The following is a 21,034-nucleotide window of genomic DNA, read 5'->3' as shown; positions in this document are numbered from 1 at the left end:
TAATGATGGCAGAGAGGTCACACCCGTTCCCATACCGAACACGGAAGTTAAGCTCTCTAGCGCCGATGGTAGTTGGGACCTTGTCCCTGTGAGAGTAGGACGTTGCCAGGCTTGTATTATTCCGCAGTAGCTCAGCGGTAGAGCTATCGGCTGTTAACCGATCGGTCGTAGGTTCGATTCCTACCTGCGGAGCCATTATGCTTCCATAGCTCAGCTGGTAGAGTACTTCCATGGTAAGGAAGAGGTCACCGGTTCAACCCCGGTTGGAAGCTTGGAAAAAGTTTTTAAATTTTTGGCCCGTTGGTCAAGTGGTTAAGACACCGCCCTTTCACGGCGGTAACACGGGTTCGAATCCCGTACGGGTCACCACTTTTGGAGGATTAGCTCAGCTGGGAGAGCACCTGCCTTACAAGCAGGGGGTCGGCGGTTCGATCCCGTCATCCTCCACCATATATGTTTAAATGTCGGAGGGGTAGCGAAGTGGCTAAACGCGGCGGACTGTAAATCCGCTCCTTCGGGTTCGGCAGTTCGAATCTGCCCCCCTCCACCATTTTCTTTAAAATAACCTGAGAGGGTTTATTTTTTTGAGAAGATAAGCATACTAGTAAATATTAATGGGCTATAGCCAAGCGGTAAGGCAACGGACTTTGACTCCGTCATGCGCTGGTTCGAATCCAGCTAGCCCAGCCATTTACGAGCCATTAGCTCAGTTGGTAGAGCATCTGACTTTTAATCAGAGGGTCGAAGGTTCGAATCCTTCATGGCTCACCATTTTCGCGGAAGTAGTTCAGTGGTAGAATACAACCTTGCCAAGGTTGGGGTCGCGGGTTCGAATCCCGTCTTCCGCTTTGTTACTACGGGGCCTTAGCTCAGCTGGGAGAGCGCCTGCCTTGCACGCAGGAGGTCAGCGGTTCGATCCCGCTAGGCTCCATATAAATAGAGAAAGCGTACATCATATGATGTACGCTTTTTTTGTGTTTAAAAAGACAACTTTCATATTTGTCGTTTAAAATGAAGAAAACGTAAAAATAAAGGATGGGGGATAATTGTGAAAGTTGTCATTGCATCTGATTCATACAAAGAAAGTCTAAAGGCTATAGAAGTATGTGAAGCTATTGAAAGAGGTTTTAGAGCAATTTTTCCTAAAGCAGAGTATGTAAAAATACCAATTGGAGATGGTGGTGAAGGAACTGTTGATTCACTTGTTGATGCCACAGGAGGAAGCGTTGTATCACTTTATGTGACAGGACCGCTTAGAGAAGGCGTACAAGCTTTTTATGGCATTTCTACAGATAAAAAGACAGCGTTTATTGAAATGGCATCGGCATCTGGATTACAACACGTTCCGGTTGAAAAGCGAAATCCATTCATTACAACGTCAAAAGGAACAGGAGAGCTTATATTACATGCGCTAGACCAAGGAGTTAAGCATATTATTTTGGGGCTTGGAGGAAGCGCTACAAATGATGGTGGGGCAGGTATGTTATCGGCTTTAGGAGTAAGGTTTATAGATGAAAAGGGTGAAGCAATAGATCCATCTGGAGGAACATTACATTCGATTGTCACGATTGATTTTTCACGAATGGATTCACGCCTAAAGGAGATAACGATAGAAGCGGCGTGTGATGTAAATAATCCTTTAGTCGGAATGAGAGGGGCATCTTTCGTATTTGGTGCTCAAAAGGGTGCGGATGTAGAGATGCTGAAAAGGCTAGATGAGAATTTAAAGCATTATGCGACTATTCTTAAACGATATGTATCTTTGGATGTATCTGAAATACCTGGTGCAGGAGCGGCAGGAGGTATGGGGGCAGCTGTTATTGCGGTGTTAAAGGGAAGCTTACGAAAGGGTATTGAAATTGTATTGGATCATACAAATTTTGATAAGCATATAGAAGATGCGGATTTAATTATAACTGGTGAAGGTAGAATAGATGAACAAACAGCATATGGAAAGGCTCCTGTTGGTGTCGCGGAGCGAGCGAAACGTCTTCATATTCCTGTGATTGCTATAGGAGGATCGGTATCTCCAAATTATCCAGTTGTTTACGAAAAGGGAATCGATGCAGTATTTAGTATTACGCCTTTTCCAATGGCACTAGAAGAGGCATATAAGATGGCAAAAGAGAATATTGAAATGACAGCAAGAAATATTGCAGCAGTATGGAAAATTGCATCGAAAAAACACTTCTAAATGTAGAAGTGTTTTTTATTATTATCTAATAATAATGATAGCAGTTGTTTCATTAAGTTAACTTTATACATAAAAGAGTCTTAAGATTTGGATTTCAACATAAATATAAGTGAATAAATTGTATATCCATACAGAAAAATGTCGAGTTGAGTCAGAGTATATAAAAGATTTAAAATATTTAGTGAAGGCATAAAAGGGGGATACTATCTATGAAAAAAGAAATCTCAGTTATTGGAGTTCCAATGGATTTAGGACAGATGCGTCGTGGAGTTGATATGGGCCCGAGCGCGATCCGTTATGCAGGGGTAGTTGAAAGAATTGAAGAAATTGGATATGACGTTAAAGATATGGGAGATATATGTATAGAGAGAGAAAAAGAAGTTGATGAAAATACAAAATTAAGAAACCTTACACAAGTTGCGACTGTATGTAATGAATTGGCAAGTAAGGTGGATCATATTATAGAAGAAGGTCGTTTTCCACTTGTATTAGGTGGTGACCATAGTATCGCAATTGGTACACTAGCTGGTGTGGCAAAACATTATAAAAATTTAGGTGTTATTTGGTATGATGCACATGGAGATTTAAATACGGAGGAAACTTCACCATCTGGTAATATTCATGGAATGTCACTTGCAGCAAGTTTAGGCTATGGACATCCCACGCTTGTAGACTTATACGGGGCATATCCAAAGGTGAAAAAAGAGAACGTTGTAATTATCGGTGCACGTGCATTGGATGAAGGAGAAAAAGACTTTATTCGCAATGAAGGTATTAAAGTATTCTCGATGCATGAAATCGATCGTATGGGTATGACGGCTGTTATGGAAGAAACAATTGCTTATTTATCTCATACTGATGGTGTACATCTATCATTAGATTTAGATGGTCTTGATCCTCATGATGCACCAGGAGTTGGAACGCCTGTAATTGGTGGTCTATCGTATCGTGAAAGTCATTTAGCGATGGAAATGTTAGCGGAAGCTGATATTGTTACATCTGCTGAGTTTGTTGAAGTAAATACGATTTTAGATGAGAGAAATAGAACGGCAACAACCGCGGTTGCTTTAATGGGTTCTTTATTCGGTGAAAAACTAAAATAAATGTAAGAAAAGCAACTGAGAAGTTGCTTTTTTTATTTGAAAATAGGCGTATAATAATGATTTATATTATACTGTACGATAAGATTGTTTGACATCTTACCAATTTGATCTAAAGGGGGTTGTTTGTAATTGTCGTTTGTTTCATGTATGGTATAATTAACTAGTTGTTGGAAATACATACAGATAGAGCATAAAACAATATTTCAATATATGGATAGAATTGCTCGTAAGTAGGAGGAAGGGTTAGCATGCCTTTTGAAGATACGACCATTTTGAAATATCTTAGTACGGTATTAGATATTGCCGTTGTATGGTTTATTATATATAAGCTAATTCTTATAATCCGAGGGACAAAAGCTGTTCAACTTTTAAAGGGGATTACAGTTATTATTGTCGTTCGGATGATTAGTATTTTCCTTGAATTGCATACGCTTTATTGGCTAACGGAACAAGTATTAACGTGGGGATTTTTAGCCGTTATTATTATCTTCCAGCCAGAATTGCGAAGAGCACTTGAGCAGCTAGGACGCGGAAGTTTATTTTCGCGTGTTGGAACTCAGGAGGATGATGAACCTGAAATTGTTGCAACATCGATAGCAAAAGCAACGGAATATATGGGAAAACGTAGAATTGGTGCATTAATTACGTTGTCAAAAGAGACCGGAATGGGTGATTATGTGGAAACGGGTATTCCGTTAAATGCAAATGTATCATCGGAGTTACTCATTAATATTTTCATTCCAAATACGCCTCTTCACGACGGAGCCGTAATTATGCAAGGAAGTACAATTAAAGCAGCGGCTTGTTATCTTCCATTATCAGAAAGTCCCTTTATTTCTAAGGAGTTAGGAACAAGGCATCGTGCTGCAATGGGAGTTAGTGAAGTTACTGATAGTATTACAGTAGTTGTGTCGGAAGAAACAGGTCAAATTTCTTTAACGAAAAATGGTAAGTTGCATCGTGATTTGAAGACAGAACAACTGAAAGATATGTTGTTGGCTGAATTTAGTGCGAGCGAAAAAACGACTTCTTCGTCTTTATGGAATTGGAGGAGAAAGCGTCATGGATAAGTTAATGGAGAATCATTGGTTTTTAAAAGGGATCTCATTACTATTGGCGTGTATGCTTTTTATGTCCGCAACTTTAACTGAAAAGAATACGACATCGGGTATATTACCTTTCGCAAATGATACGAAAGAAACATTAACTAATCATGCTATTAACCTTAAGTATGATGAAGATAAATATATTGTAAGTGGTATTCCGGCAGAGGGCGTTAAGGTGAAGTTAGAAGGCCCAAAAGCAGCAGTTGCTACAGCAAAAGCAAAAAAACAATTTGATATAACGGTTGATTTGCGAGATAGTCCAAAAGGGACTTATGAAGTTTCTTTGAAAACGAACGGGCTTCCAGATGATGTGAAGGGAACAGTTCAGCCATCAACAATTAAAGTTACTCTTCATGAAAAAGCGAGAAAATATGTTCATGTAGACTTAAAATTATCAAATGAGGATCAGATGCCAGCTGGTGCTACTCTCGAAAAATCAAACATTAAACCTGATACTGTTGAGGTAGTTGGGACGAAGGAAGAAATCGAAAGTATTTCATCTGCTAAGGCGTATATTGATTTAAAAGGTGTTAATAAAACTGTTACAAAAACAGCTGAAGTTACATTATACAATAAAGAAGGAAAACGTTTAAATGTAAGAACAAGTCCATCTAAAATTAGTGTAACATTGAATGTGGCGACGCAAGCTACGGCCAATAATACGGAAAAAACTGTTCCCGTAACGTATACGAAAAAGGGGAGTTTACCAGAAGGATTGGCCGTTACAAATATTAGCGTTGAACCGAGAGAAGTAACGATAGCGGGTCCAAAAGATATTTTGGATAATATACAATCGATAGAGGGGGTCGAAGTAGATCTTAGTCAATTGACTGAGTCTACAACATTCGATACCTCTGTTTTATTGCCAAAGGGTGTAACGAGTTCTAAACCAAATCAAGTGAAGGTTTCCGTAGGGGTACAAAAAGTAAAACAAACGAAAACTAGAACAATTGAAGGTGTCTCGATTCAAAAAAATGGAGTTTCTAAAGATGTCACTGCTCAGCTACTTTCGCCACAGGATGGAAAGATAAGCGTTGATATTTCAGGAGAAGCAAGTATAGTAGATAAAATAACAGCTGCTCAAATAACAGCGGTAATTAATTTGCAAAATGTATCGCCAGGGACGAAGGATGTTTCGATTCAAGTGAGCGGTCCTGGTAATATTTCAATAGAGCCAAAACAAAAAAGTGCTAAAGTTACTATTGTGAAGAAAGAAAAGCCAGATCAAGAAGTACAGGGTAATGGTGAACAACCAGATTCAAATAATAATCAAGATAATCAAACTGAAAAACCAAAAGATCCTGAAACTAATCCAGAAAAAGACCAGGACAAAGAAAAAGAAAAAGACAAAGATAAAGATAAAGAACTTAGTCAAGAACCAACAGTAGATAATCAAAAAGAGCAAGAAAAAGGAGCGAATCATAATGGGTAAATATTTTGGTACAGATGGAGTACGTGGAGTTGCGAATGAGGAATTAACACCTGAATTAGCTTTCAAAATTGGACGTTTTGGTGGTTATGTATTAACAAAAGATACAGATCGTCCAAAAGTAATTATCGGTCGTGATACACGTGTATCTGGTCATATGTTAGAAGGAGCTTTAGTAGCAGGTCTATTATCAACTGGAGCAGAAGTAATGCGCCTTGGTGTTATTTCTACACCGGGTGTTGCTTATTTAACAAAGGCGTTAGGTGCACAAGCGGGTGTGATGATTTCTGCATCTCATAATCCGGTACAAGATAACGGAATTAAATTCTTCGGTTCAGACGGTTTTAAATTAACAGATGAGCAAGAAGCAGAAATCGAAGCTTTATTAGACAAAGAAGTTGATGAATTGCCACGTCCAACAGGTACTAACCTTGGACAAGTGAGCGATTACTTTGAAGGTGGACAAAAATATTTACAATACATTAAACAAACTGTAGAAGAAGATTTCTCTGGTTTACATATCGCTTTAGATTGTGCACATGGTGCAACGTCTTCTTTAGCGCCGTACTTATTTGCGGATTTAGAAGCTGATATTTCAACAATGGGAACTTCACCGAATGGTATGAATATTAACGCTGGAGTAGGTTCTACGCATCCTGAAGGCCTAGCAGAATTAGTGAAAGAAAAAGGTGCTGATATCGGTCTTGCTTTTGATGGTGATGGTGACCGTTTAATCGCTGTAGATGAAAAAGGAAACATCGTTGATGGCGATCAAATTATGTTTATTTGTGCGAAGTACATGAAAGAAACTGGCCAACTAAAGCACAATACAGTTGTTTCAACTGTTATGAGTAACTTAGGTTTCTACAAAGCACTTGAAGCAAACAATATTACAAGTGACAAAACTGCAGTTGGTGATCGCTACGTAATGGAAGAAATGAAACGCGGTGGTTACAACTTAGGTGGAGAACAATCAGGTCACATCATCTTACTTGATTACATTACAACTGGTGATGGAATGTTAAGTGCACTTCAACTTGTAAACATCATGAAAATGACGAAGAAGCCATTATCTGAGCTTGCAGGAGAAATGACGAAATTCCCACAATTACTAGTAAATGTTCGTGTAACAGATAAAAAATTAGCATTAGAAAATGAAAAAATTAAAGAAATTATTCGTGTTGTAGAAGAAGAAATGAACGGTGATGGCCGCATTCTTGTTCGTCCATCTGGAACAGAACCGCTTATTCGTGTAATGGCAGAAGCACCGACACAAGAAGTTTGTAATGCATATGTACATCGTATTGTAGAAGTTGTTAAAGCTGAAGTTGGCGCTTAATAATTTGTTGAATTTATTTTAAAAGGAGCACAAGAAGTGCTCCTTTTTCATATGTTTTAAAGACGATGAAAAAAATTTCATTGACGGTTTATAATGTTTGTTATAAGATTGTCTTGTTCTTTTTCTCAAAGTAAATGTTGTAAATTATAAAAGCGCCAGAACTACAAGTAGTGTAGTTGACGAGGTGGAGTTTTATCGAGATTTCGGCGGATGACTCCCGGTTGTTCATCATAACCGCAAGCTTTTACTTAAATCATTAAGGTGACTTAATGGACAAAGGTGAAAGTGTGATGAGAGAAAAGGAACGGATGAAAACTAGCTGTATAAGTATATACGGACTTAAACCCAATCGAGAGGAAGGTGAAAGCCGTTACAAGCTTACAGGGCTAGCAATATGTAATCCGTTTTTTAGTATAAATAAAAATGGTATCGGACTATGTCGTTACATGTTCGCAGAGCAGTGTAAGCATTTGTAACGGCGACTAAACATGTGTGGAATCGTAGGATTTATTGGAGAACAAGATGCAAAGGAAATTTTATTAAAAGGTTTAGAAAAACTAGAATATCGTGGATATGATTCAGCAGGTATTGCAGTACAAGCAGAGAACGGTGTTGTTGTGTACAAAGAAAAAGGTCGTATTGCAAAACTTCGCGAAATCGTAGATGAGAACGTAGCAGCAAGCGTAGGTATCGGACATACACGCTGGGCTACACACGGTGTTCCAAGTAAGGTAAACGCGCATCCGCATCAAAGTACATCAAAGCGCTTTACACTAGTTCATAACGGTGTAATTGAAAACTATGAATTAGTGAAAAAGGAATATTTACAAGATGTAACGTTCGTAAGTGAAACAGATACAGAAATTATCGTACAGCTTATGGAACAACAAGTGAGCACAGGATTAAGTGTAGAAGAAGCGTTCCGTAATACGCTATCTCTTTTACATGGCTCTTATGCAATCGGATTACTTGATGCTGAAAATCCAAACATGATTTATGTTGCTAAAAACAAAAGCCCGCTATTAGTAGGTGTTGGTGACAACTTTAATGTTGTGGCGAGCGACGCTATGGCGATGTTACAAGTTACAGATCAATTTATTGAGTTAATGGATAAAGAAATCGTAATCGTAACGAAAGAAAGCATTACAATTAAAAACTTACAAGGTGAAACGATTGAACGTGCACCGTTTACAGCGGAATTAGATGCAAGTGACATTGAAAAGGGAACATACCCTCATTTCATGCTTAAAGAAATTGATGAGCAACCACTTGTAATCCGTAATATTATTCAAAAGTATCAAGATGAAAATGGCGAAATTGAATTAGATCAAGATATCCGCAACGCGATTTTAGATAGCGATCGTATTTACATCATTGCATGTGGAACGAGTTATCATGCAGGTCTTGTTGGAAAACAATTTATCGAGAAGTTTGCAAAAACACCAGTTGAAGTACACGTAGCAAGTGAATTCTCTTACAACATGCCATTATTAACAGAAAGACCATTCTTCATTTACATTTCACAAAGTGGTGAAACAGCTGATAGCCGTGCAGTACTTGTGCAAACAAATGAAATGGGTCATAAAGCATTAACAATTACAAACGTACCTGGTTCTACGCTTTCTCGTGAAGCTGACTATACACTTCCACTATATGCTGGACCAGAAATTGCGGTTGCATCAACGAAAGCTTACACAGCACAGCTTGCAGTACTTTCAATCTTAGCGGCTGACATTGCTAAAGCGAAAGGTGAAGTTCTTGATTTCGACTTAACACACGAACTAGGAATTGTAGCAAATGCAATGATAGAACTTTGTGATCAAAAAGAAGAAATGGACGCATTAGCAAAACAATTTTTAGCAACAACGCGTAACTGTTTCTTCATCGGACGTAGCGTAGACTTCTACGTAGGATTAGAAGGTGCGTTAAAACTAAAAGAAATCTCTTACATCCAAGCAGAAGGATTTGCTGGAGGAGAATTAAAACACGGTACAATCGCTTTAATCGAAAATGGTACACCAGTTATCGCACTTGCTACACAAGAGCACGTAAACCTTGGAATTCGCGGTAACGTGAAAGAAGTAGTAGCACGCGGAGCTAACCCATGTATCATCTCAATGAAAGGCTTAGAAATGGAAGGAGACAGCTTCGTATTACCAGCTGTACACGAAGCACTAGCACCGCTAGTAGCAGTTATTCCATTACAACTTATCTCATACTACGCAGCACTTCACCGCGAGTGTGACGTTGATAAGCCACGTAACTTAGCTAAATCTGTTACGGTTGAGTAGAAGGTTGGTAGATTTGAAATAAATTTGTGAAGCCTCACCCCTTTGGATATTTTTATCTAAAGGGGTGTTTTTGTGTCCAAAAGAAAAAGAACATTTAAAATCGATAAGTGGACTGGACTAAAGAGGAGCGAGGAGCAGTGGGAATGGACAGAAGCCCTACTAATTAAAGGTTCACTTTATCGAGTTTGGAACGAAACTACTTTTGTTTATCTGAATTTTCTAGTAATATTTTAAGTATTCATGAACAGTTTTCTTTATTACTACAAGAAAAGACGATTGTTATTGCTGAAGGGCTTGGGATGAAACACCTAGCTGATCCAATTGAACGGGAATCTTGGGAGTGTAGATGCATTAATTGACTAGACATGACGAGGGGTGTTTATTAATGAAAGTGAAAGAAAAAACATATTTAAGTATAGAAGAGATTATTTCATTACCGGCCTTATCAAGTACAAATATAAGTGATGATGGCAAAAATGTAGCGTTTGTTAAAAAGAAAGCTAACTGGAAAGACAATACATATAGAAATCATGTATGGATATATGAAAAGGAAAAAGGGAAGAGTTACCCATTAACAATTGGAGATATAGATAGTACATATCCATTATGGTCTCCAGATTCTAAGGGTATCGCATATCTTAGCCCTGTTGGAGATGGGAAAAATCAGATCTTTTTTAAGTCAATAGACAGCTATAGTGAGGTTCAAAGTACTGATGAGAAAGAAGGAGTCAGTAATTTCAAATGGGAGCCTACTGGTAAAGGTTTTTATTATATTGCACAGTCAAAAGAATGTGAGGAGATAAAGAAACGTAAGGAACGATATGGAGATTTCCATCATGTAGGTAAGGAACATCAGAATAATTGTTTATACTACATTGAAATAGAAAAAGTGAAACAAAATGATAAACAGGGACGGAAGGTTAGCGGTGTTTATCAACTAACGGACGGTAAGGATTTTTATATACATAACTTTGATATTTCAAATGATGGGAAAAAGGTTGTATGTATGGCTACACCAAGCCTAAACGATTATATGAATGGTGATCTATATATATTAGATGTTGAAGCTGGGGAACTACAAAAGATGAATATAGATACGTTGTTAGGAGCGAGCATCTGCTTTTCTCCTGAGGGCGATAAAATATGTTACTCAGCAAGCATAAGAGAGAAGGATTACTATAGAAATCATATACAAGATAATACATTAGAGATATATGATATGAATACTGGAGAGGTAATTCAGCCTCTAACAAACTTTGATAGTACGGTTACGCCATTACAGTGGACAGCTAAAGGAATTTTAATTAGATGGCAGGATAAAACGAATTATCGTATTGGATTACTAGCTGAAGATGGCACTGTGGAAGCATTAAGCGACAAGGTAGATGGCTTTATAATGGATGCCTCTATAACAAAGGATGGAAATCATATAACCTATAATAAGGCTATAACAAATGAAACCTTTGAAATCTATTTGGATGATAAAAAAATAACGAATGAAAATAGCTTTTTCGAAGGGAAACTTAAAAGTAACAGGGAAATCATCTCATGGCAAAGTTGCGATGGTCTTGAAATAGAGGGTGTGTTATCAACACCAGTAGGGTTTGACTCAAATAAAAAATATCCTTTATTAGTAGTAATTCATGGTGGTCCGGCTTGGGCATCCTTTCCGATATTTTCAGACTGCTTCAATGAGAAATATCCGATTGAACAGTTTATCGAAAAAGGCTTTATCGTTTTAGAACCAAACTATAGAGGAAGTTCTGGTTATGGCAATGAATTTTTAAAAGCAAACTATAGAAAACAGGGAATTGCTGATTATGATGATGTTATATCTGGAGTAGATGCACTAGTTGAAAAAGGGATTGTAGATAAAGATAGAGTAGGAGTTATGGGATGGAGTAATGGAGGATATATATCAGCTTTCTGTTCTACATTTAGTAGTAGATTTAAAGCTATTTCAGTTGGAGGTGGAATTACGAACTGGAGTACCCATTATGTAAATACAGATATCCCTTACTTTATTAGAATGTATTTAGGAAATGTGCCATGGAATGATCCAGAGATATATAAGAAGACATCACCAATGACATATATTAAATCAGCCTGTACGCCTACCTTAATTCAACATGGGGAAAAGGATGTAAGGATTCCAATTACAAATGCATATGAGCTATATGAAGGGTTAAGAGATATGGAAGTTGATACAGAGTTAATTATATTTAAAGGAATGGCATATAGTTCTGATCAGCCAGGAATGAGAGTAGCTATTATGAAGCAGAACTTGATGTGGTTTTCACATTATATTCTTGGGGAAAGTATGGATGGATTCCGTACTATATAATGGATATTCGTACAGGGATTTTTCGTTGTGCAATCGGGTCATATTGTTGAAAAAGAGATACAACAAATTATATAATTTGTTGTAAACTGCATGCAAACAATTATGATTATAAGGAAATGTAATTCGGAGGACTAATATGACAGAAAATAAAAATGTGTTACCAGTAGAACAGCGTGAAGAATTATTCAAAGTATTGAAAGCTCGTTTTGAGAAGAATATGAATCGTCATGAAGGTCTTGAATGGGCTAAAGTTGAAGCGAAGCTGGATGTTAATGCTGAGAAATTATGGTCACTTAATGAAATGGAAGTAACTGGCGGTGAGCCGGATGTTGTTGGTTATGATAAAGAGAAGGACGAGTATACTTTCTATGATTGTTCAAAGGAGAGTCCTAAAGGCCGCAGAAGTCTTTGTTATGATCTTGAAGCGTTAGAGTCAAGAAAAAAACATAAACCAGAAAATAATGTCATTGATGTGGCAACTGCTATGGGCATTGAATTATTAACTGAAAAACAATATCGAGATTTGCAACAAATTGGGGATTTCGATATGAAATCATCAAGTTGGGTACAAACGCCTTCAGATATTCGCGAACTCGGTGGCGCTCTATTTTGCGATTATCGCTTTGGACACGTTTTTGTGTACCACAATGGAGCAGATTCCTATTATGCTGCTAGAGGGTTTCGCGGTTCGTTAAGAGTTTAAATTTAGAGTAAGTAAGAAAAGAGCCTATACTTAGGCTCTTTTCTTACTTATATTTTAAAAGTAAACTGTTACTACGCAGTTTTACTTAATTTATATGTTTCGTGGTTGTTTTTCCGGAAAAGTTTAGGGAAAACATAACCGTCTAATCCAATACGTCCAGCATTATGACCTGCAACTAAAATGAAAATAGTTAAAACAAGCATGTTTGGGTTTACACTAACAGTTCCACTTAATAAGAATGAAAGATTCATTATGATTCCAAAGAATGCAGCAGTTTTTGTTAATCCACCTAAAATTAAACCTAAACCTACTAAGATTTCTCCCCATTGTACGAAAAAGCTAAATAAGTCTGCGTGTGGAAGAACAAAGTTTTGAAGGAAATCCGCCCACCAGCCTTGTACTGCGGGGTGATCGCCTGATGCTTGGGCGATGGCGCCTTTGAGGAAACCGCTGGCATCAAAAGATTGTCCTAAAACTTTCCCTATTCCAGCAGTAATCCAAGAATATCCTATGTAAAGACGTAAAAGTAATAATATGAAAGTAGCACGTTTATCAGTTCTTAAAAAATTGATAATCATTGAAATCCCTCCAATATTGTATTTACATGTTTATTATATATCCATTGTGAATAAATTCACAATGGAGGAAATGTGAACGAATATATGTTGTGAGTAATTGTTTTATTTTTTGTAACATTTCATCTTTTTTGATAGACTAATAATAGAGATATATCAAAAGGAGGCAAAGACTAGATATGTGGATGAACTTGTAATGATTAGCAATTGGATAGATTATTTTCTCTCATAAGTGAGGGTTTATTTAGCTATCTGTAAATCATTCAAGGACTGCATATTTGGCGTAGTCATTCCTTCGGTAAGGATAGGCCTATTATGTATCTATCTTTTTTGTGGGGAAATTTATATCTCTCATATAAAATATGCGTCCTTTAAAATTGGAGGAGTATATGATGAATCAATTAAAAACTAAAGTAGCAGTTGTTACAGGTGTAAGTCGTCTAGACGGTATAGGAGCAGCTATTTGCACAGAGTTAGCAGAGGCTGGATACGATATATTTTTTACGTATTGGACAGCTTACGATAAAGAGATGCCTTGGGGCGTTGAGCAAAATGAACAAATACAATTAAAAGAAGAGCTAATACAAAAAGGTGTTAAAGTATCGAGCATGGAGTTAGATTTAACTCAAAATGATGCACCGAAAGAGCTTATAAATAGGGTTACTGAACAACTAGGCTACCCTCATATATTAATTAATAATGCAGCGTATTCTACGAATAATGATTTCTCTAATTTGTCTGCTGAAGAGCTGGATAAGCATTACATGGTAAATGTTCGTGCGACTACATTGTTAAGTAGTCAATTTGCCCGAGGATTTGATAAGAAATTTGGTGGTAGAATTGTGAATATGACTTCGGGGCAATTTCAAGGGCCTATGGCAGGAGAACTGGCGTATGCAACAACGAAAGGAGCTATTGATGCTCTTACTAGTACGTTGTCAGCAGAAGTAGCCCATTTAGGAATAACAGTGAATGCAATTAACCCAGGTCCAACTAGTACAGGATGGATGACTGAAGAGATAAAGCAAGGATTAAAGCCGATGTTTCCTTTGGGCAGGATTGGTGAGCCAAAGGATGCAGCTAGACTCATAAAGTTTTTAGTAAGTGAAGAAGCAGAGTGGATTACGGGACAAGTGATTCATTCGGAAGGTGGATTTAAAAGGTAAAAAGAAGGCATCTCCTTCCGGTGAGATGCCTTCTTTCTAATCTTTCTTCAATCTTCGTGCAACACCATTCCCTAAAGATTGTAATCCTTGAACGAGGATAATTAAAATAAAGACGGTTGCATACATTACTTCAGGTTCATAGCGTAAATGTCCGAAGCGATATGCCAAGTCCCCTAGCCCGCCAGCGCCTACAAGACCAGCCATCGCTGTTGCGCCAATTAAGCCGATTGTTGCGATCGTTAATCCGAGCACAAGAGATGGGCGTGCTTCTTTAACCATGACGTGCCAAATGATTTTTATAGTAGAGACTCCCATTGCTTGGTAAGCTTCAATAACACCACGATCCACTTCTAGTAAAGCTGTCTCCATTAAGCGTGCAATATAAGGAGCTGTGAAGACGACAAGTGGTACGATAACACCTTGCACGCCAATGGATGTTCCCATTAGAAACTTCGTAAAAGGTAAAATGAAGAATAATAGAATGATAAATGGAAGAGAGCGAATGACATTAATAACTGTATTAAGAATAGGATAGATAAGTTTATTTTCTCGCTGTCCACCGGGTCTCGTCAAAACAAGTGTAACTCCGAGTGGTAATGCGATAAGGATAGAGATAAGTAATGAAATAGATGTCATTTGAAATGTTTGAATTGTTGCTTCCCATATGACTTTACCCCATTCATCCAAAAAGGGCTTGTTTTCCATAGTCTGTTTTCCCTCCCTCTACGATGATACCTTTCTCTTGTAAGAATGCTAAAGCAAGGTTTACTTCATTTTTTTCACCTTGCATATGAACGACAAGTTTCCCATATGCCTCATGTTTTAACTGCGTAATATTACCGGATAAAATATTTGGATATACTTGGTAACGTTTTGTAGCGACAGCTAGTGCTGGTTCTCCCGAAGAACTTCCTATAAAAGAAAGTGTTACAATTTCACCAGTAGTTTGTAGTTCTTTTTGTACTTCTTCTGGAATTTTAGCTGCAAATGCGCTATTTACAAACTTCTTCGTTGTTACATGTTGTGGATTTGTAAAAATGTCTTTCACAGTCCCGCTTTCGACTACAGATCCATGCTCCATAACGGCAACCTGGTCACAAATACGCTGGATGACATTCATTTCATGTGTAATGAGTAAAATCGTAATTCCAATTTCTTCATTAATTTTTAGTAATAAATCAAGAATAGAATCAGTTGTTTCTGGATCTAATGCGCTCGTTGCTTCATCACTTAATAAAACCTCTGGTTCATGTGATAGTGCACGAGCGATGGCAACACGTTGTTTCTGGCCGCCAGAAAGTTCGCTTGGATAAGCATCTTTACGGTTAAAAAGATCCACGATGCATAAATATTTTTCTACTCTTTTTTCAATTTCCTCTTTTGGAATGCCAGCAAGGCGTAACGGCAATGCGATATTTTCATAAACGGTAACAGTTTTAAGTAAATTGAATCCTTGAAAAATCATTCCGATTTTTTGCCTCGCTTTTGCTAGTTCTTTTGTTGATAAAGTGGTTAAGTCTTGGTTGTTTACGATGATGTTTCCTGTCGTTGGTTTTTCTAATAAATTTACACAGCGAATTAATGTGCTTTTACCAGCGCCGCTATACCCAATGATTCCAAATACCTCGCCTTTTTCTACTTTAAGGGAAGTAGACTTAAGAGCCTCAACAGTCCCTTTTTTTGTTGTAAATACTTTGGAGACGTTTTTTAATTCAATCATTATCGTCAGCTCCTACCAAGATGGTAAAACTGAACCATCAAATTTTTTCTCGATAAATTCTTTTACTTCTTTAGATTGATAAGCTTTCTTTAATTTACTTACAACAGCATCATCTTTATTTTCAGTACGAACAACGACCCAGTTCACGTATGGTGAATCTTTTCCTTCGCGGAAAATGGAATCTTTCGCTGGATTTAGTTTTGCACCTAATGCAAAGTTTGTGTTAATTGCAGCTGCTTTCACTTCACTTAATTGCGTTGGTAATTGAGAAGCTTCTAATTCAACAATCTTTAAATTTTTCGGGTTTTCAATTACATCCTTTGCAGTCGCTTTTTCTGTAGCCTTTGGATCAACTTTTAAAACCCCTGCTTTTTCAAATAATTTTAAAGCTCGAAGTTCATTCGTTGGGTCATTTGGTACAGCGATTGCATCGCCCTCTTTTAATTCTTTTACATCTTTTAAGCTTTTAGAATATACGCCCATTGGGAATGTTACTGTTGAAAATACTTCAGTTAATTTCATATTGCGTTCGGCTTTAAATACATCTAAATATGATTTCGTTTGATAGCTATTTACATCAAGACTTTTTTCATCTAACGAAACGTTTGGTGCTACGTAATCATTAAATATTTTTATATCAATGTCGAGACCGTCTTTTGCCGCAACTTCTTTAACCTTCTCAAAAATTTGTTCATGTGGTCCACCTGTTACACCGACAGTAATCTTTTTCTCGTCTAATATTTTTACATCTTTATCTGAATTTGCGCCACATGCGCCTAATAATAGTACTGCTCCGCTTACAATGCTCAATAATACTTTCTTCATCTATAATTCCCCCTTAATATACGTTCCAAAATAAAAAGCACCTCTCAAAATAAGAGAGGTGCCGAATAGACGAAATAGGTTCCTCTCTTATCTTCCAAAACGAAAACTCGTTTTGCAGGAATTAGCACCTTAGCTTATACGTTATAAGCTCGGTTGCCGGGCATCATCGGGCCAGTCCCTCCGCCACTCTTGATAAGAGTATGTATATGTAGTTTTTAAATATGGTACTAATAGTAAATCTAACAAAAGGAATTGTCAACTTTATTTTCTGAATATATTTTATTTTAAGGTAATCGAAACGTTTCCTTTCTTATGGCCCATTTCTACATACGTATGGGCTTCTGCAACTTCTTCTAATCGGTAAGTTCTATCAATAACAGGTTTTAGCTTTTCTGTTTCAACTAGTTGTTTTAGTAGTTTCATATCTTCTTTACTGACCTTTGCCATCATTCCGTTAACAGATACATATTTTCCATTAGGCATTAATGCGTCTGTACAAAGAGACTTTTTATACTTTCCAACTGCATCAAATATAATATCGTAGTGCTCGCCCTGCTTAGTAAAATCTTCTTTCGTATAATCAATTACTTTATCAGCCCCTAAAGATTGCACTAGTTCAAAATTTGAATTACTACAAACAGCTGTAACGGTCGCGCCGAAATATTTAGCAAGTTGTATAGCAGCTGTTCCTACTGATCCAGAGGCGCCGTATATGAGCACTTGTTGCCCTTTTTTTATACGGCCCTTCCTCAGAAAATGCAATGCTGAAGTTCCGCCAAAAGGAATAACGGCAGCTTCTTCATATGTCACATTGGTAGGTTTTAATGCTATTAATCCACTTTCATGCACGCATGTGTATTCGGCATAACCACCAAGGTTTAGTTCTGTTAATGCAAAAACTGGGTCTCCTTTTTTAAATTGAGTTACATCTGTTCCAATTTCTTCGATTTCACCGGATAACTCTACGCCGAGTATAGGTTTTCTCGGTTTTCTAAAACCTAATATGATCCGCATAGGAACCCAAAATAAGAGGGGACTATTAAAGCCACGTATTCTACAATCTCCAGTCGATACACTTGTTGCGCGAATTTTAACTAATACTTCGTTCTTTTTAGGTTTAGGTTTTTCTACATTTTGAAGCTGGAGAACATTAGGTGGTCCATACTTTGTGCAAATAATCGCTTTCATAATGACCTCCTGAAATGAGTTGTTATTATTTACATCATATTTAAGATCTTCATTAAACATGTCGCTATATAGAGAATATAGATTAAAAATTATATAGATTTCATAGGAAAAGAGGTGATATTATTTTGGGAAAGGGGGCGACATTATGAAAAAAATTATTTTTGTTTCAAGTTTAGTACTTGCAATCAGTCTAGGGGTAGGGTGTAGTAATGAGAAAACAGCAAAGACGGATGAGCCGAAAAAAGAATCAGTTCAAAAAGAAAAGGAATTAGCAGCGAAGGATGTTTTCAAGAAAACGAACGAAGCTTTTAAAAATGAAGAGCATGTAACGATGACATATGGTGTAGGGGTAAAAGCTGAGGGAACAGAGATGGACATATTAAAGGCTAAGATGCAATTAGAGCCAAAGACAAAGAATTCTCGTTCTGAAATGAATATTTCCGGTACAGATGTTGTAGTGTATACTGTGGATGGTAAAGTTGCTGGTGAGGTAAAAAACCCTAATACAGGAGAATTTATAACCGTACCAGAGGAGCAATTAAACGCTGGTGGAATGAAAGCGACTCAAGATATTATAGATAAGTTAGAAGTACCGGAAGTAGTTTTAGATAAAATGAAGATGGAGAAAAGCGGAGATAAATATAAACTGAAATTTACATTAAAAGGGCAAGAAACAGAAAGTATGTTAACTAGCATGGATGAAACGCAGAAGAAAATGTTACAAGCACAAAATGCGAAGATAGAAGAAGTGGATGCAGAATATATCATTACAAAAGATTTTAAATATGAATCAGCAAAGATAGACATGATTATGAGTAGTAATGGCAAGGATAAAGCACACATTATTACGAACGCAAAATATACGTCGTATGAAAAGTTTGACCCAATAAAATTGCCAGCAGCAAAGTAACAGTTTTGATGAGGGGGGACCTAAAATAAGGATCCTCTTTTTTGTATACTTTCTTCATAGGAAAATAGGTACAATATGAAGAGGAAAAGATGTAGAAGAGGAGAGTGTCATTTGAAAAAAAGAAAGATGACGGTGGTCATTGTAGCTTATACAGTGTTGCTTGCAACATCTGTAAATACATATAAAGAGCAACTAATTCATCCCATTATGAGCGATGTAGGAAAGTTACTTCCAACGAAAATTAAACGTGTTGAACATGCTGAGGATGAAAGTTCATTAAAACAGGTCGTGCAAGATGCAAATGTTTCTGGAGAGAAGATTTCTATTGCAGGTATGCAGCATAGCCAAGGCGGGCAGACGTATTATCCGAACGGTACGATGCTTGATATGAAAGGGTATAATGAAATATTAGAATTCGATGCGGAGAAGAAGAGGATTAGGGTGCAAAGCGGTGTCACATGGAATGACATTCAGAAGAAAATTAATCCGTATGGTCTTGCGGTTCAAGTGATGCAATCTCAAAATATTTTTACTGTTGGTGGTTCATTAAGTGTGAATGTACATGGGCGTGATATTCGTCATGAAGCATTGATTGATACGGTAGAGTCGTTTAGATTGTTAATGGCAGATGGTAAGGTGCGTAATGTAAGTAGAGAAGAGAATGCTGATTTGTTTCCGTATGTAATTGGGGGATACGGATTGTTTGGCGTGATTTTAGACGTGACGCTAAAGTTAACAAACGATGAATTGTATGAAACGCATACGAGGGTATTAGATTATAAAGAATACTCTTCATATTTTAAGAATAAAGTGCGAAGGGAAGAGAATATACGTATGCATTTAGCTCGTATTTCTGTTGCTCCAAACTCATTTTTAAAAGAGATGTATGTGACGAATTATACATTGGCACAAAATCAAAATATGAGAAAAGAGTACAGTGAATTAAAAGAAGAAAATATTATAGCTGCACCGAAATTTTTGCTTGGGTTATCGCGTTATAGCGACTGGGGAAAGAATACGTTTTGGGATATACAAAGAAGTTATTTTGAACGTACAAATGGTAGGTACGAAACGCGAAATAATGTAATGAGATCGGATAGTGCCTTTATGGAGTATGATAACCCAAACTTGACCGAAGTTTTACAGGAGTATTTCGTACCGATAGACGGTTTTGCAGTATATATAGATGATTTGCGAAATGTTTTGAGTGAAGAGGAATTAAACCTTATTAACATTACAATCCGTTATGTAGAAAAGAATGAAAATGCAGTTTTATCCTATGCAAAAGATGATATGTTTGCACTGGTGCTTTTAATTAACCAAGGACGCTCCGAGAGTGAGGTGAAGAAAACAGAGGATGTCATTCGGAAGATGATTGATGTTACTTTAAAACATAACGGTAGTTATTATTTACCGTATTATTCTTATCCAACGAAAGAACAGCTAAAGAAAGCATATCCTCGTATAGAAGAATTTCTTCAGAAGAAGAAGGAAGTGGATCCGGAAGAGAGATTTGTGAATTTATTTTATAGGGAGTATACGAAATGACATATAGAAGATTTGTAGCCTCACAAAGCATCATTATGATGGCAGGAAGTATGGTATTTCCTTTTTACATTCTATTGCTTCGGAATGTTGGAAATAGCTTCTCACAGTTTGGGTGGGCTTATGGCTTATTTGCATTAACTTCAGCACTTGTATATCCGTTAGTAGGGAAGGCGTCTGATAGAGTAGGTGATCAAAAATTATTAATAATATACGCTTGGTCCATGGCGATATTAATGCTTTGTTTTCCAATTGCCACGGAAGTCTGGCATGTGTATATTCTTCAAGTTGTAATGGGAGTTTTAGGTGCTGTGCAGCGTAATACTGAGAAAACGTCGTTAGCACGAAAGGTTGTGCAGGAAAAGGCTGGTTATGAGATTGGGAAATACCATGTGTGGACATCAATTGGAGGCGCAGTAGCGATTATTGTAACGGGGTATTTAGTAGATTTCTTTACGATTGGTACGATTTTTTATATTGCATCTATCTTATATGTAGTAAGTGGAGTTGTATTAAGTAGTAAAAAAATATAACCATTCCTATTTTTACCTAAATACCCTTTGTTTGTTATACTAAAAGGGAAGACAAAAGAAAAG

18 protein-coding genes, 9 tRNA genes, 1 rRNA gene and 1 riboswitch are annotated in these 21,034 nt (G+C 37.1%); of the genes, 23 read left to right on the top strand and 5 right to left on the bottom strand.

Annotated features, from left to right (window positions below; genetic code table 11):
- The 19 genes from rrf to ACS2MN_RS28000 all read left to right on the top strand — a co-directional run.
- A 5S ribosomal RNA gene (rrf, locus tag ACS2MN_RS28090) occupies positions 1-111 on the top strand; the annotation flags it as partial.
- A gap of 9 nt (positions 112-120) precedes the next feature.
- Positions 121-195, top strand: a tRNA-Asn gene (locus ACS2MN_RS28085).
- Positions 196-199: 4 nt separating this feature from the next.
- A tRNA-Thr gene (locus tag ACS2MN_RS28080) sits at positions 200-272 on the top strand.
- A 22-nt stretch (positions 273-294) separates the two neighbouring features.
- A tRNA-Glu gene (locus ACS2MN_RS28075) sits at positions 295-369 on the top strand.
- A 5-nt stretch (positions 370-374) separates the two neighbouring features.
- Positions 375-450: transfer RNA gene (locus ACS2MN_RS28070), tRNA-Val, on the top strand.
- A gap of 16 nt (positions 451-466) precedes the next feature.
- Positions 467-550, top strand: a tRNA-Tyr gene (locus tag ACS2MN_RS28065).
- 65 nt (positions 551-615) lie between these two features.
- Positions 616-690 (top strand) — tRNA-Gln (locus tag ACS2MN_RS28060).
- A 5-nt stretch (positions 691-695) separates the two neighbouring features.
- A tRNA-Lys gene (locus ACS2MN_RS28055) sits at positions 696-771 on the top strand.
- A gap of 5 nt (positions 772-776) precedes the next feature.
- A tRNA-Gly gene (locus ACS2MN_RS28050) sits at positions 777-848 on the top strand.
- A 10-nt stretch (positions 849-858) separates the two neighbouring features.
- A tRNA-Ala gene (locus tag ACS2MN_RS28045) sits at positions 859-931 on the top strand.
- Positions 932-1,048: 117 nt separating this feature from the next.
- Entirely contained in the window at positions 1,049-2,194 is a 1,146-nt protein-coding gene (locus ACS2MN_RS28040) for a glycerate kinase (RefSeq protein WP_000869576.1), read from the top strand.
- A 209-nt stretch (positions 2,195-2,403) separates the two neighbouring features.
- On the top strand, positions 2,404-3,297 hold the full coding sequence (gene rocF, locus ACS2MN_RS28035; protein WP_000711586.1) for an arginase: 894 nt from the start codon (positions 2,404-2,406) through the stop codon (positions 3,295-3,297).
- 248 nt (positions 3,298-3,545) lie between these two features.
- Positions 3,546-4,367: a diadenylate cyclase CdaA gene (gene cdaA, locus ACS2MN_RS28030; RefSeq protein ID WP_001115709.1), complete on the top strand. Its 822-nt coding sequence runs from the start codon at positions 3,546-3,548 to the stop codon at positions 4,365-4,367.
- Positions 4,360-5,835 (top strand): CdaR family protein, encoded by a 1,476-nt coding sequence (locus ACS2MN_RS28025; RefSeq protein WP_000359587.1) that lies wholly within the window; start codon positions 4,360-4,362, stop codon positions 5,833-5,835. The genes cdaA and ACS2MN_RS28025 overlap by 8 nt, the downstream gene beginning before the upstream one ends.
- Positions 5,828-7,171 (top strand): phosphoglucosamine mutase, encoded by a 1,344-nt coding sequence (glmM, locus tag ACS2MN_RS28020; protein WP_000521472.1) that lies wholly within the window; start codon positions 5,828-5,830, stop codon positions 7,169-7,171. The genes ACS2MN_RS28025 and glmM overlap by 8 nt, the downstream gene beginning before the upstream one ends.
- A gap of 290 nt (positions 7,172-7,461) precedes the next feature.
- Positions 7,462-7,647, top strand: coding sequence for a hypothetical protein (locus ACS2MN_RS28015; protein ID WP_033659100.1), 186 nt, complete (start codon positions 7,462-7,464; stop codon positions 7,645-7,647).
- A gap of 12 nt (positions 7,648-7,659) precedes the next feature.
- Complete coding sequence (glmS, locus tag ACS2MN_RS28010; protein ID WP_000334150.1) at positions 7,660-9,462, top strand: glutamine--fructose-6-phosphate transaminase (isomerizing); 1,803 nt, start codon at positions 7,660-7,662, stop codon at positions 9,460-9,462.
- A gap of 385 nt (positions 9,463-9,847) precedes the next feature.
- On the top strand, positions 9,848-11,806 hold the full coding sequence (locus ACS2MN_RS28005) for a S9 family peptidase (protein WP_000864976.1): 1,959 nt from the start codon (positions 9,848-9,850) through the stop codon (positions 11,804-11,806).
- A gap of 136 nt (positions 11,807-11,942) precedes the next feature.
- Positions 11,943-12,509: a DUF4256 domain-containing protein gene (locus ACS2MN_RS28000; protein WP_000138393.1), complete on the top strand. Its 567-nt coding sequence runs from the start codon at positions 11,943-11,945 to the stop codon at positions 12,507-12,509.
- Positions 12,510-12,580: 71 nt separating this feature from the next.
- Here ACS2MN_RS28000 and ACS2MN_RS27995 read toward each other — a convergent pair whose 3' ends face one another.
- On the bottom strand, positions 12,581-13,087 hold the full coding sequence (locus tag ACS2MN_RS27995; RefSeq protein ID WP_000586146.1) for a DoxX family membrane protein: 507 nt from the start codon (positions 13,085-13,087) through the stop codon (positions 12,581-12,583).
- A 386-nt stretch (positions 13,088-13,473) separates the two neighbouring features.
- Here ACS2MN_RS27995 and ACS2MN_RS27990 point away from each other — a divergent pair, with 386 nt between their 5' ends.
- Positions 13,474-14,250: an SDR family oxidoreductase gene (locus tag ACS2MN_RS27990; RefSeq protein WP_043322627.1), complete on the top strand. Its 777-nt coding sequence runs from the start codon at positions 13,474-13,476 to the stop codon at positions 14,248-14,250.
- Positions 14,251-14,286: 36 nt separating this feature from the next.
- On the opposite strand, the gene ACS2MN_RS27985 is transcribed toward ACS2MN_RS27990, so the two are convergent.
- From ACS2MN_RS27985 to ACS2MN_RS27970, 4 genes are all read right to left on the bottom strand, one after another.
- Entirely contained in the window at positions 14,287-14,955 is a 669-nt protein-coding gene (locus ACS2MN_RS27985; protein WP_070174034.1) for a methionine ABC transporter permease, read from the bottom strand.
- Positions 14,930-15,970 (bottom strand): methionine ABC transporter ATP-binding protein, encoded by a 1,041-nt coding sequence (locus tag ACS2MN_RS27980; protein WP_000571368.1) that lies wholly within the window; start codon positions 15,968-15,970, stop codon positions 14,930-14,932. The genes ACS2MN_RS27985 and ACS2MN_RS27980 overlap by 26 nt, the downstream gene beginning before the upstream one ends.
- A 12-nt stretch (positions 15,971-15,982) precedes the next feature.
- Positions 15,983-16,795, bottom strand: coding sequence for a MetQ/NlpA family ABC transporter substrate-binding protein (locus ACS2MN_RS27975; protein ID WP_000756964.1), 813 nt, complete (start codon positions 16,793-16,795; stop codon positions 15,983-15,985).
- Between the two features lie 84 nt (positions 16,796-16,879).
- A riboswitch (SAM riboswitch) is annotated at positions 16,880-16,994 on the bottom strand.
- Between the two features lie 80 nt (positions 16,995-17,074).
- The gene (locus tag ACS2MN_RS27970) at positions 17,075-17,983 is read right to left on the bottom strand and encodes an NAD(P)-dependent alcohol dehydrogenase (protein WP_346994989.1); all 909 of its coding nucleotides are present in this window, start codon (positions 17,981-17,983) and stop codon (positions 17,075-17,077) included.
- Between the two features lie 145 nt (positions 17,984-18,128).
- Between ACS2MN_RS27970 and ACS2MN_RS27965 the strand changes: the two genes are divergently transcribed.
- The 3 genes from ACS2MN_RS27965 to ACS2MN_RS27955 all read left to right on the top strand — a co-directional run bounded on the left by ACS2MN_RS27965 (position 18,129) and on the right by ACS2MN_RS27955 (position 20,971).
- Complete coding sequence (locus ACS2MN_RS27965) at positions 18,129-18,893, top strand: hypothetical protein (RefSeq protein ID WP_346994990.1); 765 nt, start codon at positions 18,129-18,131, stop codon at positions 18,891-18,893.
- A gap of 111 nt (positions 18,894-19,004) precedes the next feature.
- Complete coding sequence (locus ACS2MN_RS27960; protein ID WP_140154015.1) at positions 19,005-20,441, top strand: FAD-binding oxidoreductase; 1,437 nt, start codon at positions 19,005-19,007, stop codon at positions 20,439-20,441.
- The gene (locus ACS2MN_RS27955; protein ID WP_000222357.1) at positions 20,438-20,971 is read left to right on the top strand and encodes an MFS transporter; all 534 of its coding nucleotides are present in this window, start codon (positions 20,438-20,440) and stop codon (positions 20,969-20,971) included. The genes ACS2MN_RS27960 and ACS2MN_RS27955 overlap by 4 nt, the downstream gene beginning before the upstream one ends.
- Positions 20,972-21,034: the final 63 nt, after the last annotated feature.

This window comes from Bacillus cereus group sp. BceL062, from assembly GCF_051780025.1.
Taxonomy (GTDB): domain Bacteria; phylum Bacillota; class Bacilli; order Bacillales; family Bacillaceae_G; genus Bacillus_A; species Bacillus_A toyonensis.
Note: the sequence above shows the minus strand (reverse complement) of the source record. Positions and strands in the feature narration are given on the sequence as shown.